We start from the raw sequence: 14,749 nt of genomic DNA on the forward strand, positions 1-14,749 counted from the left end.
CGTACTCCTTGCATACGTTCTGGTCGGCGTGGGCCCGACACCTTACGACAGCCGCTGCCGGGCGGCAACGACGCACAGCATCGGCTACGTCTCGGATGTCTCGCCTTTACCCACCCAACGGCGCACCATCGCGATCAGATCGCCAGGACGGTAAGGCTTGGCCAGGCAGTCATCCATGCCCGCCTGCAGAAAGGCTTCTCGACTGGATTGCGTGACATTGGCGGTCAACGCCACTAGCACGCTGGCATGCCGCCTCGCCAGTCGGCGTTCCAACCGACGCCAGCGACGGCTGGTTTCCATACCGTCGAGGGTCGGCATGTAGATGTCCATGAACACCAGATCGAACGCCTGACGCTCGGCCAGCGCCAGCGCCTCCTCGCCATTCGCAGCGGTCTCGACATGACAACCCTGGCGCTCGAGCACGCTACATGCCAATAGCGTATTGACGGGACCATCATCGACGATCAGCACCCGGGGACTCGTATCGCTTGGATGCGTATCGGCCGCCGGCTTTTCCTCCGTCAAGGTGTCGAGCAATAGCATGGCGTCTTCCAGGCGCCGCCGCAGCGCCTCCCACTGCGACGGGGGATGCGGCGCCTCGGTCCCGGGAAGCGAGGTCAGCGTTTTAACAGAGGCCTCGAGCTCCTGGCGCAGGTGCGACAGATACCCCGTTTTGAGGCGCGCATCCTCGCGCGCCTGATCACGGGCGAGTCGCAAGCGGTGCAAGGTTTCGCCGGCCTCGGTCTGATCGATCAACGCCCAGACGGAGTGATCACCATGCACGGCCAGGCATTCGAGGCGATATTCGCGCGCTGCCCCTCCCGCATCGGTGACCCGCACCCGGCGCCGTTGTTCATCGACGAGTCGCGGCTTCAACCACTCGGCCAGCAGAATGTCGCGCAACGCCTCAGGGCGCTCGCCAAGCAATCTTGCCAAGGTGGGATTTAGAGTGACGATGGCATCGCCTTCGGTCAGCAAGGCCGGTAGTTGCAAGGCGTTGAGCCACGCCGGCATATCCCACGCATCGTTCGATGCAGGAGTGCCCAATTGCGGCTCGAGACGCGTCAATAGCGCATTCAAGGTGGCCGGCGAGACGGCGGTGGTGTCCGGCGCATCGTCTTGCGAGCGAGGAAGCCATCCGGCGAGCCTGCCCAGCGCGGCCTGCCAAGCGTCCTCCTCGCGCTGCAACCGCCAGTAGAGCACGGTCACGAAGCCCGCGAAGATCAGCACATTGCCGAGAATCAAGCCGATACTCAACCATGGCAGTGCCTTCTGCCAGGCACTGTTGTCGGGTAGGCTCAGGCGACTCACCAGCCGCCAACCGGTGCCGGGGAGCGTGTCCCAGATCAACGCCCGGCGCCCTTCCTCCAGCCACTGCATCCCATACCGCCCCGCGGCGTCCGGCAACACGCGGGAAACATCATCGCGCATCAAGGCATTCCCGCCACCGTCGACCAGCCAGTGCTTCCCCGTGTTGCCCGTCTCATCGCGAATCAAACGCTTCAACCGTGGCAGGGAGATTTCCATACCCACCCGCGCAAGGTAACGCTCGTTCCACACGACATCGCGAGTAGCGACCAAGCGTCCCGGTGGCGCTTGCGCTCCAGTCCACCAGGTGACGTTTTCCGTATCGTCAGAGACGCGTTCTCGCTGATAAGGAGGGAGATCGTCGTCGATGCCGTCCAACGGCTCGGGGACGCTGAAATCGCGCATACCCACCGGCAAGACGAAGAGGCGGGTGACCAAGGCATCCATGCCGTCATAGTCATCGAGCAGCCTCGTCAGAAGCCGCTGGGTATCGTCGTGCGACAGCACGGCCGGCAGCACCGGAGAAACGTTCGGGGAGGTCGAGGTATTCTCGTCCATCGACTGAAGAATGCGCCGCGAGCCACGCGCAAGCATCACAAGATGCTGCTGCTGGGCGGTCAAGCGTGCATCCAGCTGGCGTGCGTAGACACTATGCGAGGCCTGCAGACGCGCCAGCGCATTTTCCGATTCACGACGATCGCTCGCCTGCCAAATCAACGCTCCGGCGCCCAGGCACACCAACGTGAAGCCTATTTCGGCCAGCAACAACGGCCACAGCAACGCTTTCCAGCGCGAACGATGGGGGCTCGAAGGAGTCGCGGCTTTGTGCATTCCCTACCCTGCTCGTAACGATGCAGCGAGTGTACGCGCTCGCTTACCGGCTGTCATGGCACGTGCAGGCCTTGGCATGGCGCGCTACGCTGGCGCCATCATCTTCGCGATAGCGACGTCCACGAAAGCCCTTTGGCGAGAGAAATATGACATGTGTTTGATCGTCTTCGACTGGCGCCCAGGCAGTGACACACCTCTGCGCTTGGCCGCCAACCGCGATGAGACTCACGCCCGCCCGACACAAGCGCTGGCCGCATGGCCGGACGCACCAACCCTGGTCGGCGGTCGTGATCTACGTGCCGGCGGCACGTGGTTAGCGGCATCGCAAACGGGACGCCTCGCGGCAGTGACCAATGTCCGCGATGCGTACGCTACAGCGCCGCCCTCACCACCCAGCCGAGGCGCCCTGCCTTACCAGGCGCTGACGCACGAAGCGCCGCTCGCCTGGCTCGAGACCCTCGCGGCGGGCGAGGCGCAGGCCTATGCCTGGTTCAATCTGCTCTATTGCGACGGCATCACGCTAGTGCACGTTCATCATGGCCCGGCAGGCACGTCGCTCGCTCGGGTTTCGCCCGGCGTGCATGGCCTTTCCAATGCCACCCTGGATACACCCTGGCCGAAAGTGATCCGCGCACGGGACGGCTTCGAGCGTGCACTGACGCAGACCGCATGGCAGGCGCCCGCGCTGGACACGATGCACGATACTCGGTCGGCGCCGACAGCGGAGCTACCGGATACCGGCGTGGGCATGGAAATGGAAAACTTCCTGTCACCGATCTTCATTCGCGGGGAGCGCTACGGCACCCGCGCCACGACGCTCGTGGACTGGCAACCCACCGGCATCGAGCTGCAGGAATCGCGCTTCGGCCCGAACGGCGTAGCGCATGGCAGCTGCCGGCACTCACTCGCCTTGGCGGGCGCCCCTCAGTCCTGACGAGCCATTCTCACCCGGCCCAGCGGCAGTGCACTCCACCAGGACTCAGTCGTCGGGGGGAAGTAAATGTGCCAGCTTCCATTCGCCCATACGCTGGCGTAGATGCGCCCGCACCGCCGCGGTGGTGGGCAACGCCAGCGTTTCGTCGAGCAGCGTCCGCGTGTCTGCAAGGGAAACACGCCGGATCGCCGCGCGCACGCGAGACAAGCTAGGGGCATTCATGGAGAGCGCCTCGAAGCCCATCCCCATCAGCAGCAAGGCACCAGCGGGGTCGCCGGCCAGCTCGCCGCATACCGAGGCTGGCACCTGCAAGCGTCGCGACTCGCTGGCGAGATGCGATAAGGCGCCCAGCACGGCTGGGTGGCAGGCATCGTAGAGGCTCGCCACGCGCGGATTGTTGCGATCCACCGCCAGAAGGTATTGGGTGAGATCGTTACTGCCCACCGAGAAGAAATCGACACGGGCGGCCAACGCATCGAGCTGATAAAGCGTTCCCGGCACCTCGATCATTACCCCGACCTGAGGGCGCGCCAGTTTGACACCCTCCTCGATCAGTTCCCGCTGGGCCCGGTCGATGAGCTTGAGCGCGGTATCGACTTCTTCGATGCTCGAGATCATCGGCAACAGGATGCAAAGATTGTCGAGCCCCACCGAGGCACGCAGCATGGCGCGCAACTGCACCATCAACACTTCCGGATGATCGAGCGTCACGCGGATTCCGCGCCACCCCAAGAAGGGGTTGGCCTCGTCGATGGGAAAGTACGGCAGGTCCTTGTCGCCACCGATATCCAGCGTGCGCATCACCACCGGCAACGGCGCGAACCCCTCGAGCTGATCGTGGTAAAGCCGCGTTTGCTCCTGCTCGCTGGGGAAGCGCTCGTTCATCATGAAGGGCACTTCGGTGCGATAAAGGCCCACGCCACTGACCCGTGACTTGAGCGACGCCACGGCCTCCACGGCGAGCCCGGTGTTGACCATCAAGGGCATGTGGTACCCGTCGGAGGTTTCGCTGGGGCGATCCTGCTCATGTTCGAGGACCTCGCTAAGAGCCGTCTCCTCGGCGATCAAGGTCTCGTAATGATGCTCACGCTCGGCATCGGGACGCACGAACAGCCGACCGCGATGACCGTCGAGAATCGCTCGAGCACCGTTGAGCCTCGGCAAGGGTAGATCGACCATCCCCAGCACGGTGGGAATGCCCATCGCACGCGCCAGAATAGCGACATGCGAGGTACTCGAACCACGAATCGACACCAAGCCCACCAACTTGTCGCGTGGCACCTCACCCAACGATGCCGCACTCAATTCATCGCCAATCAGGATGGTCTGCTCGGGGAACGTATCCGGCGTGCGCGGGCTGTCTTCCTGCAGATGGGCGAGCACGCGACGTCCCAGATCGCGAATGTCGGCGGCTCGCTCGCGCAAGTAGTTGTCGTCGACACGCTCCAGATATTGCACATGACGCTTCACCACATCGGCTAGAGCACCGGGCGCCCACTGACCTTCGCGAATGCGCTTCTCGACCTCTTGACCCAGCGCCGCGTCGCCCAACATTTGCTGGTAGGCATCGAACAGGGCCACTTCCTGCGCCGAGATACGCTTGACCAAACGTGCCGCCGCGACGCCGATTTCCTTGCGAACATTAGCGATCGCTTCGTGCAGGCGGGTGATTTCAGCTTCGATGTCGGTAGGAATCAGGTCCGGCACGCTGTTGAGATCCGCCGGTGGCATCAGTACTACCAATTCCCCCACCGCCATGCCGGGCGACGCCGCGACGCCGGAGAACATCGCCTGGCCATCGGCTTGGGTCGGGCGGGTCAGCGTACCCGTGGCCATGGCGTGCGCCAGCACACCGGCCAACTGCGCCGCCATGGTAATCAGGAACGCTTCCTCGCCTTCGTCGAAACGACGCATGGCCTGTTGCTGCACGACCAACACCCCGAGCATGCGGCGCTGATGAATGATCGGCACACCGAGAAAGCTCGAAAAGCGCTCCTCGCCAGTTTCGGCAAAGTAGCGGAAATACGGATGCGACGGCGCGTCCTCAAGGTTGAGGGGTTCCTCGCGCTGACCGACCAGCCCGACCAGGCCCTCGCCCAGCGGCATGCTCACCTGCCCCACCGCCTGAGTACGCAGGCCCAGAGTATCCATGAGCACCAGGCAATCGCGCTCGGCATCGAACAGATAGACGGAGCACACATCGGTGCGCATCGCCTTGCGGATTCGGCGCACCATGGTCGCCAGCGCGGCTTCGAGACTACGCGCGCCGTTGACTTCTTGGATGATGCGTCGGAGAACGTCTAGCATGAGCGTTTCTTCTTGTTGTCGTCACGACGTGCGTGCGACGGTTGATCTGAGGCGAACGTGGCGCGTACCGACAAGCTGGGACGCATAGGCAAGAGACGCACCTGCGGCTAGCATGGCCCCTCTTCGTTCGCCAAGCGATGAACGCGCGGCGCCAGTTCCCGCAAGGCGCGGCGGTAGACTTCACGCTTGAAAGGCACGACCTGCCCTAGCGGATACCAGTAACTCACCCAGCGCCAGCCATCGAACTCCGGCTTGGGCGTGGAATCCACGCAAACTCGGCTATCCCGGCACCGAATCTTGAGCAGGAACCACTTCTGTTTCTGGCCGATACATACCGGCCTCGAATGCGTTCTCACCATGCGTCGTGGGAGACGGTAGCGCAGCCATCCGCGCGTACAGGCCAGGATCTCGACATCCTCCGGCGTCAAGCCGATCTCTTCCTCGAGCTCCCGATATAATGCCTGTTCCGGTGTCTCATGCGCCTTGATTCCTCCTTGCGGAAATTGCCACGCATTCTGTCCCACACGACGCGCCCAGAGCAGCTGTCCACTGCGGTTGGCAATGATGATGCCAACGTTGGGCCTGAAGCCGTCAGCGTCGATCACGGACATCACCTTAATGAATATTCGTTGAGGCCATTCTTCCACAAAGCCAGAAAGCGCATCAATACGCCTTGTGGTGGGCAACATTCAGTAACTCTGCGATAATCCATCTCCTTTTACGCCGCACGCAATCTTCCTGTTCACCCAGCACGATGCAAGGAGTCCTCCTTGAGCCTGGCGATCTTCGATCTCGACAATACCCTACTGGACCTCGACAGCGACCATGCCTGGGGCGAGTTCCTCATCGAGCAAGGCGCCGTCGACGCGACGACCTATCGCGACGCCAACGAGCGCTTCTACCAAGAGTACCAGAGCGGCGATCTCGACATCATGGCGTACCTGGCCCTGGCACTACAGCCATTAGCCGAGAACACGCCGGAGCAACTGGCCGCTTGGCATCAACAGTTCATGGCCAGCAAGATCGAGCCGCACATCCTGACGCGCGGAGAAGAACTGCTGGCACGCCATCGCGCCAAAGGCAATCGGCTATTGATCATCACCGCTACCAACCGCTTCATCACCGGCCCCATCGCCGAACGCCTGGGCGTGGATGACCTGATCGCCGTCGAGCCCGAGATCGATGCCGGCCGCTACACAGGTCGCGTGGTGGGCACCCCGAGTTTCCGCGAAGGCAAGGTGACGCGCCTGGACACCTGGCTCGCCGAGGAAGACGTCACCCTCGACGGCGCCTGGTTCTACAGCGACTCGCACAACGACCTGCCTCTCCTCGAGCGCGTCGATCACCCCGTCGCCGTCGATCCCGACGATGCCCTGCGTGAGGCCGCCGAGCAACGCGGCTGGCGCATCATCAGCCTGCGTGATTGAGAATGCCTCGACCCAGCAGCATATACAAAGGACGCCAAAGGGATCCCTTATGGCTTTGTCACTAGTCATAATGTCGGGCTTGGGGAGGCAGTATTTCCGCGTCAAAAGCGTTATAATGCAACGCAGAATTCCATCGCGCCGGTCGCAGTTCGAGATGCCGTTCGCCGGCTGACCGACGCACCTTCTCAAGGGCTATGTGAATGGTTGGCACGCATATGGATGAGTCAGTAGACATCGTACTCGTGGGTGCAGGCGTTATGAGCGCCACGCTCGCGACACTGCTTCACGAGCTGGAGCCGGAGGCACGCATCGAGATCATCGAGCGCCTCGACACCACTGCCAGCGAAAGTTCGTTTGCCTGGAACAACGCCGGTACCGGCCACGCCGGCTTGTGCGAACTCAACTATACGCCCCGCGCCGAGGACGGCTCGATCGTTCTCGACAAGGCCATCCACACTAATACCCTGTTCGAGGAATCCAAACAGCTATGGAGCTACTTGGTCGAAAAGGGCAACCTCGGCGATCCGGCACGCTTCGTGCACCCAGTACCGCACATGAGCTTCGTGCGCGGCGCAGACGACGTCCGCTTCCTACGCGATCGCTACCATGCCATGCGCGAACATCCGTGTTTCGAGGGAATGGAATACACTGAGGAGCGCAGTGTCATCGGCCAATGGGCGCCGCTGTTGCTGGATGGACGCGAGGGCGACGAACCGTTGGCCGCGACGCGCGTCGCCGGCGGTACCGATGTCGACTTCGGCGCCTTGACTCGCCAGCTCCTCGCCCGCCTCGAGGAAGAGCCCGACGAGCAGGTACGCATCACCACGGGTCAGACGGTCGAGGACCTGGACCGCAACGACGATGGCAGTTGGACCCTCAAGGTCGCAGGCAACGACAACACCACGCGCACCCTGCGGGCACGCTTCGTGTTCCTGGGCGCCGGCGGTGCCTCACTGCATCTGCTGCAGAAAAGCGGCATTCCCGAAGGCAAGGGCTACGCAGGTTTCCCGGTCAGCGGCCAGTGGCTGCGTTGCGACAAGCCTGAAATCGTTTCCCGGCACCATGCCAAGGTCTACAGCAAGGCTCCCATCGGCGCGCCGCCGATGTCGGTGCCTCACCTGGACACGCGCAATGTCGACGGCACGCCCTCGCTCTTGTTCGGCCCCTTTGCCGGCTTCACCACCAAGTTCCTGAAGACCGGCTCGGTGTTGGATCTAGTCAAGTCCGTGCGCTCGTCAAACCTGAGCTCGATGCTCTCGGTCGCGCGCGATAACTTCAGCCTGGTCAAGTACCTTCTCGACCAGGTACGGCTCTCCCATGAGCAGCGCGTCGATGAGCTGCGCGCCTTCTACCCCACGGCGAAGAGCGAAGACTGGCGCCTCGAGGTTGCCGGCCAACGCGTCCAGGTCATCAAGAAGGACCCGGAAAAAGGCGGCGTGCTGCAATTCGGCACCGAGGTCGTTGCCGCCAGCGACGGGTCGCTCGCGGCGCTGCTCGGCGCCTCGCCGGGCGCCTCCACGGCCACCTCGATCATGATCAATCTCGTCGAACAGTGCTTCCCCGAGAAATTTGCCAGCGATGCCTGGCAGCAGCGCCTACATGAGCTCGTCCCCGCGCGCGCCGACACATTGGCCGATCACGGCGAGCTGCTGCGCAAAGTGCGTCACCGCACGCACACCACGCTCAAGCTCGCCGATGCACAGCCCGCACCAGCGCCGGTGGCATAAAAAATATGGCCCCGCATAAAAAGCGCCTCGATCGATAGATCGAGGCGCTTTTAGTAGCACAGCCAAATAGTCTGTAGAAGCGCTAGTGCAGCCAGAACCACAAGTGCATGGTGCTCCAGGCATATACGCCGGCGAGCACATCATCGAACATGATCCCGAAGCCCCCGGCTACGTGGCGGTCCACCCAACGGATCGGCCAAGGCTTGATGATGTCGAACATGCGAAACACCACGAAGCCCCACAGCGCTGCCTCCCACGAAAAGGGAACCGCCGCCATGGTCAGCCAATAACCTACGAACTCGTCCCAGACAATGCCGGAATGATCGTGAACGCCCAGATCGCGCGAGGTTTTTTCGCACAGCCATATCCCCAGGATCGAGGCCGCGCCCACCAACCCTAGGTACCAATCGAGAGATAGTCCCGACAACAACCAATAGAATGGGATGGCGGCCAATGTACCGAAAGTGCCCGGCGCGAAAGGAATCGCCCCGCTTCCTAGGCCAAACGCCAGAAAATGAGTCGGGCGGCGCCAGACGCTGCGCGGTGAGCGATTCATGGTCCGCCTCCCGTGAAATGCTGCCATCCTGCAACCTTCATTGTCTCGGGAACCCCGCTGATACCGGGCTCGGCGACGACATGCCCGATCTCGGTCAGCGTGACATCACAGTCGGCACAGCGCCGCTGGGCCTCTTCCCAAGCCGAATCAGGCACGCTGACCAGAAGCTGGTAATCGTCCCCACCGCTGAACGCGGCATGCAAGGCGCCTTCGCTGCCTAACGTCATTTCCAGCGTCGGCGCTAGAGGAATACACGCCGGGTCAAGGTGAGCGCCCACGCCCGAGGCGTGGCATAGATGTTCGAGATCGGCCAGCAGGCCATCGGAGATATCCAGCGCCGCCGAGGCCAGCCCCCGCAGTGCACGACCCGCCTCGAGCTGAGGCGTTGGCGTCAAGTAGGCAGCCAGCAGCGGGTCCTCGAAGTCATGGCCGCCGGCCTGCCACATGCGCAGACCACCGTGGCCACCCCCCAGCGCACCGGTCACCGCCAGACGCTCTCCTGGCATCGCACCACTCCGCCGCAGCGCCTGGCCAACAGGCACATCGCCGATCACTGTGACAGAGATGGATAGCGTACCCCGCGTGACATCACCGCCGATCAAGGGCGTCGACATACGTCGGCCCAGATCGAGAAACCCTTGAGCGAACCGCTCCAGCCACACGGGCTCGGCATGCGTCAGCGTCAAGGCCATCAAACAGCCGCGCGGCCGCGCACCCATCGCTGCCAGATCGGAAAGCGCCACCGCCAGCGCGCGATGCCCGATGGCCTCGGGCGGCGCATCGCCGGGGAAATGCACATCGGCTACCGAGGTGTCCACGCTCATGGCCAGCTCGGTCCCCGCGGCGGGGCTCATAAGCGCACAGTCGTCGCCCGGCCCCAGCGTAATACCGGAGGTGAGCGGGGACTGATCGGGCGTCGCGAAATAACGCGCGATGATGTCGAATTCTCCCAACATGTCAACGACGACGCGCAGCGACCTCAGTACTCCGCAAGCGGCTCGCCAGCTTGTCGAGAATACCGTTGACGTACTTGTGGCCATCGGTGGCACCGAAGCCCTTGGCCAATTCGATGCCTTCGTTGATCACCACACGATACGGCACCTCGAGGCGATACTTGAGCTCATAGGCACCCAGCCTAAGAATCGCCAGTTCGATGCGATCAAGATCCTCGAGGCGACGGTCGAGCAGCGGCGCGATGGTTTTGTCGATGGCTTCACGGTCGCCGGCCACGTTGTGCAGCAACTCATGAAACAGCGCCAGATCGGCGATGCCCATGACCTTGTGCCAGTTTTCGTGATCCTCGAGATCCTCATCGGCGATTTGCGCGCGAAACTCCGACTCCACCGCCGTGATCGACTTGCCGGTCATCTGCCATTGGTAGAGACCCTGCACCGCCAACTCACGCGCCGCGCGGCGCGCTTGCTGGGCCGGGGTCGCATCACGGGGTGATTGGCTCATGCTTCCCCTCCCATTCGCTTGAATAGAGAGACCATTTCCATCGCTGCCATCGCCGCCTCGGCACCTTTGTTCCCGGCCTTGGTGCCGGCACGCTCAATGGCTTGGTCAATAGAATCGACGGTCAGCACTCCGTTGGCGATGGGGGTATTCAGCTCCAACTGCAGGCTACTCATGGCACTGTTGCAATTGCCCGCCACGTAGTCGAAATGTGGCGTCCCCCCGCGGATCACCGCCCCCAGGGCAATGACGGCATGCGGCTTGAGAACCTGCACGGCGCGCTTGACGGCCAAGGGTAGCTCCCAGGCGCCTGGCACATGGATGATATCGACGTTTTCTTCGTCCACGCCGTGGCGCACGAGGCTGTCCACCGCCCCTTCCACCAGGCTATCGACCACGTGATGATTGAAGCGGCCCACGACGATGACATAACGGCCATCGACATCGGTGTAGCCACCCTCGACTTGAGAGATCGGTTGCATTGTCAAATCCCGGGTCTGAATGCGCGACACTTCGCGCACGATATATCAGCTGTGTCAGTGCATGCCAGTGAAGCGATCACTTACTTCAACATGGCGCATGGTATCACCACCGCCGAGGAGCGCTTTTCTTCACCGGCACGCGCGGCCACCGGCGCCCCTAAGGCCCGGCGGTCGGATGAATGAAAGACTTATTCTACCGGCTGGTCGCTCTCAGGGGTATCGCCACCCACACGTTCGACGACCTCAAGATCGAAGCCGGACAACGCGGAGAACTTCCACGGCGAACTCAAAAGGCGCATTTGCCCGACGCCCAATTGGCGCAGAATCTGCGATCCGGTACCGATGGTCAGATAATTACCGGCACCATCGGAGGCACTCGAGCGCGGCGCTGGCTTGCGCGACAGCAGCACGTCGAGCTGATCCTTGAGGTCGAGACGCGGTCGGCCATCATCAAGCAGCACGAAGACCCCGGCTTCGGCTTCGGCGATCTGCGCCAAGGCGCTGGACGCCGTCCAACTGTGGCTCTCCGGCTTGCTCAACATCAGCAGATCGCGCAGCGTATCGGCGATATGCACACGCACGGTGGTCGGCGTCTCGCTGTGTGGCACGCCCTTCACCAGCGCCAGATGATGGGTGTTCTGAATCCGGTCGTGGAAAACGTGTAGCGTCAACTCACCGAATGCCGTGTCGACGACCGTGCGCTCGACTTCCTCGACGGTGCGCTCGTGGTGGATCCGGTAGTGGATCAAATCGGCGATCGTACCAATCTTGATGCCGTGCTCGACGGCAAAGCGCTCCAGTTCGTCGCGGCGCGCCATGCTGCCGTCGTCGTTCATCACCTCGCAGATCACGCCGCTGGCCTCGAATCCGGCCATGGCCGACAGATCGCAAGCGGCTTCGGTATGTCCGGCACGACGCAGCACGCCGCCCGGCTCGGCCATCAGGGGAAAGATATGGCCGGGCTGGACGATATCCGCCGCGACAGCGTCGCGCGCCGCGGCGGCACGCACGGTGCGCGCACGATCGGAGGCGGAAATACCCGTGGAGACACCGCGTGCGGCCTCGATGGAGACGGTGAACTTGGTACCGAAGCCGGAACCGTTGTCGCGCACCATCAACGGCAACTCGAGACGCTCGCAGCGCTCACGGGTCATCGGCAGACAGATCAAGCCCCGCGCGTGGCGGGCCATGAAGTTGATATGCTCGGCCTCGACGCACTCGGCGGCCATGATGATATCGCCTTCGTTCTCGCGATCCTCATCGTCCATGAGTATGACCATCTTGCCCTGACGAATGTCTTCGACAATGGCTTCGATGGAGGCCAAGCCCTGTTTGGATGAAAGCGCCATGGTGTCTCCGATGCTCGTCTCGTACGCCGATGCGATCTTGTGGTCGGCGCCGTCATAAGATGTGTCGTGGTGTCACGACGCGGGCGTCGTCGCTCTTCGACACCCAGTCAGGTCGGCGCCCAGAGTACCTGCAAGCGCGCTTGCGCGCCAGTGGCAACACCCAGGCGGGCAACGAATCAGGCGTCGTCCGGCGCAACGCACTCGCCAGGGAGCGGTCGCGCGACGATGCGCCAATCGCGCCCCACGGCGCGGATGTCGTCGATTTGCAGCGGACGCTGCTGCGCCATGCGCTCGAGTCCCGGTAGCGCAAAAAGCGGACGTGCCTCGCCGCCCAGTAGCGTCGGTGCCACGAACAGGTGCATCTCATCAATGGCGCCGATATCGAGCATGGCGCCGGCCAGCGTCGCGCCGGTTTCGAGCAGCACCTCGTTGCATTGCTCGCGCTCCGCCAGATGCGCTAGCAGAGCGCGTAGATCGACGCGCCCTTCGGCCGCCTCGGGCAGGACGAGCACCTCGGCCCCGGCCTGTTCCAACGTCGCGCGGCGCGTCTCGTCCGACGAGACGGTCGCCACCAAAGTGCGTCCTGACTCACGCAAGCACGCCGCCGCCACCGGCAAGCGCAGCCGCGAGTCGACCACGACGCGCAGGGGCTGGCGCTCGGCGATCATTTCGCCATCGTCCAATTCAAGCTGCGCGGCACGCACCGTGAGGCGCGAGTTGTCGAAAATGACCGAATCGACCCCGGTCATCACCGCGCTCGAGCGCGCCCGTAAGCGTTGCACCTCGGTACGCGCGCTCCCCCCGGTGATCCATTGCGACTCACCGCTGGCCATGGCAGTGCGGCCGTCCAGGCTCATCGCCATCTTCAGGCGCACGAACGGTAGCCTCTCGCGCATGCGCTTCACGAAACCGACATTGAGCGCCTCGGCATCGGCCTCCAGGCAGCCCACCTCGACCTCGATACCTGCCTCACGCAGCATTGTCACGCCACGCCCGGCCACCTGCGGATTGGGATCGACCATCGCGATCACGACACGGCGCACCCCGGCTTCAATCAGCGCCTGGGCACAAGGCGGTGTGCGACCATGGTGCGAACAGGGTTCCAACGTGACATAGACCGTGGCGCCTCGCGCCGCCTCGCTAGCGGCTCGCAAGGCGTGCACCTCAGCGTGAGCCTCGCCGGCGCGTGCATGATAACCCTCCCCAACGATGCACCCCTGACGCACCACCACGCAGCCGACGCGCGGATTGGGATGCGTGGTATAGCAGCCTCGCCGAGCGAGTTGCAGCGCGCGCGCCATGCACACTTCGTGAGATAGCGCCGACACGGCGGCGTCCTGTGTCATGAGTCACTCCGTGGGCGATTCGAGTCGATACGTATCGAAGTCAGCGCTGATCGTTATCGTCGGGCACAAAGCTGGGCTCTTGCGCCAAGCGGTCGATTTCGGCGCGAAACTCGTCGAGGTCCTGGAAGCGTCGGTAGACGGAGGCGAAGCGGATGTAGGCGACCTGATCGAGCCGTTTCAGCGAGCGCATGACCTCCTCGCCGATCTCGCGCGCCTCCAGTTCACGCTCACCACGGGCACGCAGGCGCTGACGGATACGCTCGACCGCCGCCTCGATGGATTCGGCGCTGACCGGACGTTTCTCCAATGCTCGTAACATGCCGGCGCGCAACTTGCGCTCATCGAAGGTTTCCCGCGAGCCATCGCCCTTGATCACGCGGGGCATGACCAGTTCCGCAGTCTCGTAGGTGGTGAAGCGTTCGCCGCAGTCATTGCACTGGCGGCGCCGACGCACCTGATCCCCCTCGGCCACGAGGCGCGAATCGGTCACCTTGGTGTCGTACTTTCCACAAAAGGGGCAGTGCATCGTGGCGCGTCCGAGGTTGAGTCGTTGTCATTGAGGTTGCCCGACATTGTAGCCTGTCCCCGCGCCGCGCGGAAACTCGCTTGCGCACTGCCGCCAGGCCGGCCAAGCTCATGAGGCTGCTTGCATTTCCGCGTTTGCCAAGCATGCTTTCAAGGCATCGTCTAGGAGATAAGCCAATGGGCATCATCGCATGGATCGTCTTCGGTCTGCTGGCCGGTATTGTCGCCAAACTGATCATGCCGGGGCGCGATCCCGGTGGCCTCATCGTCACCATGATCATCGGAATCCTCGGTGCCATCGTCGGGGGGTGGGTCGGCACCGCGCTGGGATTCGGCTCGGTGGATGGCTTCAATCTCGGCAGTTTCGTCATCGCCGTACTCGGCGCCATCATCCTGCTGGGGCTTTACCGCATCGTGAAAAAATGATCTTTGTCGCGCATGGCACGACTCCTGCAACAGCAATAACAATGCCGACGTGCGAGCCACCGATTCTCGCGAGGAC

General features: G+C 63.1%; 14 protein-coding genes. 4 read left to right on the forward strand and 10 right to left on the reverse strand.

The window, feature by feature from the left end:
- Positions 1 to 84: 84 nt before the first annotated feature.
- On the reverse strand, positions 85 to 2,139 hold the full coding sequence (locus tag OP494_RS08960; RefSeq protein ID WP_280540393.1) for a response regulator: 2,055 nt from the start codon (positions 2,137 to 2,139) through the stop codon (positions 85 to 87).
- Positions 2,140 to 2,290: 151 nt separating this feature from the next.
- Between OP494_RS08960 and OP494_RS08965 the strand changes: the two genes are divergently transcribed.
- The gene (locus tag OP494_RS08965; protein WP_280540394.1) at positions 2,291 to 3,073 is read left to right on the forward strand and encodes an NRDE family protein; all 783 of its coding nucleotides are present in this window, start codon (positions 2,291 to 2,293) and stop codon (positions 3,071 to 3,073) included.
- A 45-nt stretch (positions 3,074 to 3,118) separates the two neighbouring features.
- Here the strand turns inward: OP494_RS08965 and ptsP are convergent, their stop codons facing one another.
- Together ptsP and OP494_RS08975 are read right to left on the reverse strand one after the other, a co-directional pair.
- On the reverse strand, positions 3,119 to 5,380 hold the full coding sequence (ptsP, locus tag OP494_RS08970; RefSeq protein ID WP_280540395.1) for a phosphoenolpyruvate--protein phosphotransferase: 2,262 nt from the start codon (positions 5,378 to 5,380) through the stop codon (positions 3,119 to 3,121).
- Between the two features lie 107 nt (positions 5,381 to 5,487).
- Entirely contained in the window at positions 5,488 to 5,985 is a 498-nt protein-coding gene (locus tag OP494_RS08975; protein ID WP_133698004.1) for an RNA pyrophosphohydrolase, read from the reverse strand.
- A gap of 165 nt (positions 5,986 to 6,150) precedes the next feature.
- Here OP494_RS08975 and OP494_RS08980 point away from each other — a divergent pair, with 165 nt between their 5' ends.
- Together OP494_RS08980 and mqo are read left to right on the forward strand one after the other, a co-directional pair.
- Positions 6,151 to 6,807, forward strand: a complete 657-nt coding sequence (locus OP494_RS08980) for an HAD family hydrolase (RefSeq protein WP_280540396.1) — start codon at positions 6,151 to 6,153, stop codon at positions 6,805 to 6,807.
- 200 nt (positions 6,808 to 7,007) lie between these two features.
- Positions 7,008 to 8,534, forward strand: coding sequence for a malate dehydrogenase (quinone) (gene mqo, locus OP494_RS08985; RefSeq protein WP_280540397.1), 1,527 nt, complete (start codon positions 7,008 to 7,010; stop codon positions 8,532 to 8,534).
- Positions 8,535 to 8,616: 82 nt separating this feature from the next.
- Here mqo and OP494_RS08990 read toward each other — a convergent pair whose 3' ends face one another.
- The 7 genes from OP494_RS08990 to nrdR form a co-directional block, all read right to left on the reverse strand.
- On the reverse strand, positions 8,617 to 9,090 hold the full coding sequence (locus OP494_RS08990) for a phosphatidylglycerophosphatase A (RefSeq protein ID WP_280540398.1): 474 nt from the start codon (positions 9,088 to 9,090) through the stop codon (positions 8,617 to 8,619).
- On the reverse strand, positions 9,087 to 10,046 hold the full coding sequence (gene thiL, locus OP494_RS08995; RefSeq protein ID WP_280540399.1) for a thiamine-phosphate kinase: 960 nt from the start codon (positions 10,044 to 10,046) through the stop codon (positions 9,087 to 9,089). Before thiL ends, OP494_RS08990 begins: the two co-directional genes overlap by 4 nt.
- A gap of 1 nt (position 10,047) precedes the next feature.
- On the reverse strand, positions 10,048 to 10,548 hold the full coding sequence (nusB, locus tag OP494_RS09000; protein ID WP_246974819.1) for a transcription antitermination factor NusB: 501 nt from the start codon (positions 10,546 to 10,548) through the stop codon (positions 10,048 to 10,050).
- Positions 10,545 to 11,027, reverse strand: a complete 483-nt coding sequence (gene ribE / locus OP494_RS09005; RefSeq protein WP_075368961.1) for a 6,7-dimethyl-8-ribityllumazine synthase — start codon at positions 11,025 to 11,027, stop codon at positions 10,545 to 10,547. The genes nusB and ribE overlap by 4 nt, the downstream gene beginning before the upstream one ends.
- Positions 11,028 to 11,215: 188 nt before the next feature.
- Positions 11,216 to 12,376, reverse strand: a complete 1,161-nt coding sequence (gene ribBA / locus OP494_RS09010) for a bifunctional 3,4-dihydroxy-2-butanone-4-phosphate synthase/GTP cyclohydrolase II (RefSeq protein WP_280540400.1) — start codon at positions 12,374 to 12,376, stop codon at positions 11,216 to 11,218.
- Between the two features lie 176 nt (positions 12,377 to 12,552).
- Positions 12,553 to 13,722: a bifunctional diaminohydroxyphosphoribosylaminopyrimidine deaminase/5-amino-6-(5-phosphoribosylamino)uracil reductase RibD gene (ribD, locus tag OP494_RS09015; protein WP_280540401.1), complete on the reverse strand. Its 1,170-nt coding sequence runs from the start codon at positions 13,720 to 13,722 to the stop codon at positions 12,553 to 12,555.
- A 40-nt stretch (positions 13,723 to 13,762) separates the two neighbouring features.
- Positions 13,763 to 14,248, reverse strand: a complete 486-nt coding sequence (gene nrdR / locus OP494_RS09020; RefSeq protein WP_040243189.1) for a transcriptional regulator NrdR — start codon at positions 14,246 to 14,248, stop codon at positions 13,763 to 13,765.
- 176 nt (positions 14,249 to 14,424) lie between these two features.
- Here nrdR and OP494_RS09025 point away from each other — a divergent pair, with 176 nt between their 5' ends.
- Complete coding sequence (locus OP494_RS09025) at positions 14,425 to 14,673, forward strand: GlsB/YeaQ/YmgE family stress response membrane protein (protein WP_280540402.1); 249 nt, start codon at positions 14,425 to 14,427, stop codon at positions 14,671 to 14,673.
- Positions 14,674 to 14,749: the final 76 nt, after the last annotated feature.

This window comes from Chromohalobacter sp. 11-W, from assembly GCF_029889905.1.
GTDB lineage: Bacteria > Pseudomonadota > Gammaproteobacteria > Pseudomonadales > Halomonadaceae > Chromohalobacter.

Coding starts and splice junctions, on each gene's coding strand:
- OP494_RS08965 (WP_280540394.1), top strand. CDS start 2,291: ATGTGTTTGATCGTCTTCGACTGGCGCCCAGGCAGTGACACACCTCTG.
- OP494_RS09025 (WP_280540402.1), top strand. CDS start 14,425: ATGGGCATCATCGCATGGATCGTCTTCGGTCTGCTGGCCGGTATTGTC.
- mqo (WP_280540397.1), top strand. CDS start 7,008: ATGGTTGGCACGCATATGGATGAGTCAGTAGACATCGTACTCGTGGGT.
- OP494_RS08960 (WP_280540393.1), bottom strand. CDS start 2,139: ATGCACAAAGCCGCGACTCCTTCGAGCCCCCATCGTTCGCGCTGGAAA.
- nusB (WP_246974819.1), bottom strand. CDS start 10,548: ATGAGCCAATCACCCCGTGATGCGACCCCGGCCCAGCAAGCGCGCCGC.
- nrdR (WP_040243189.1), bottom strand. CDS start 14,248: ATGCACTGCCCCTTTTGTGGAAAGTACGACACCAAGGTGACCGATTCG.
- thiL (WP_280540399.1), bottom strand. CDS start 10,046: ATGTTGGGAGAATTCGACATCATCGCGCGTTATTTCGCGACGCCCGAT.
- ribE (WP_075368961.1), bottom strand. CDS start 11,027: ATGCAACCGATCTCTCAAGTCGAGGGTGGCTACACCGATGTCGATGGC.
- OP494_RS08990 (WP_280540398.1), bottom strand. CDS start 9,090: ATGAATCGCTCACCGCGCAGCGTCTGGCGCCGCCCGACTCATTTTCTG.
- ribD (WP_280540401.1), bottom strand. CDS start 13,722: ATGACACAGGACGCCGCCGTGTCGGCGCTATCTCACGAAGTGTGCATG.
- ribBA (WP_280540400.1), bottom strand. CDS start 12,376: ATGGCGCTTTCATCCAAACAGGGCTTGGCCTCCATCGAAGCCATTGTC.
- ptsP (WP_280540395.1), bottom strand. CDS start 5,380: ATGCTAGACGTTCTCCGACGCATCATCCAAGAAGTCAACGGCGCGCGT.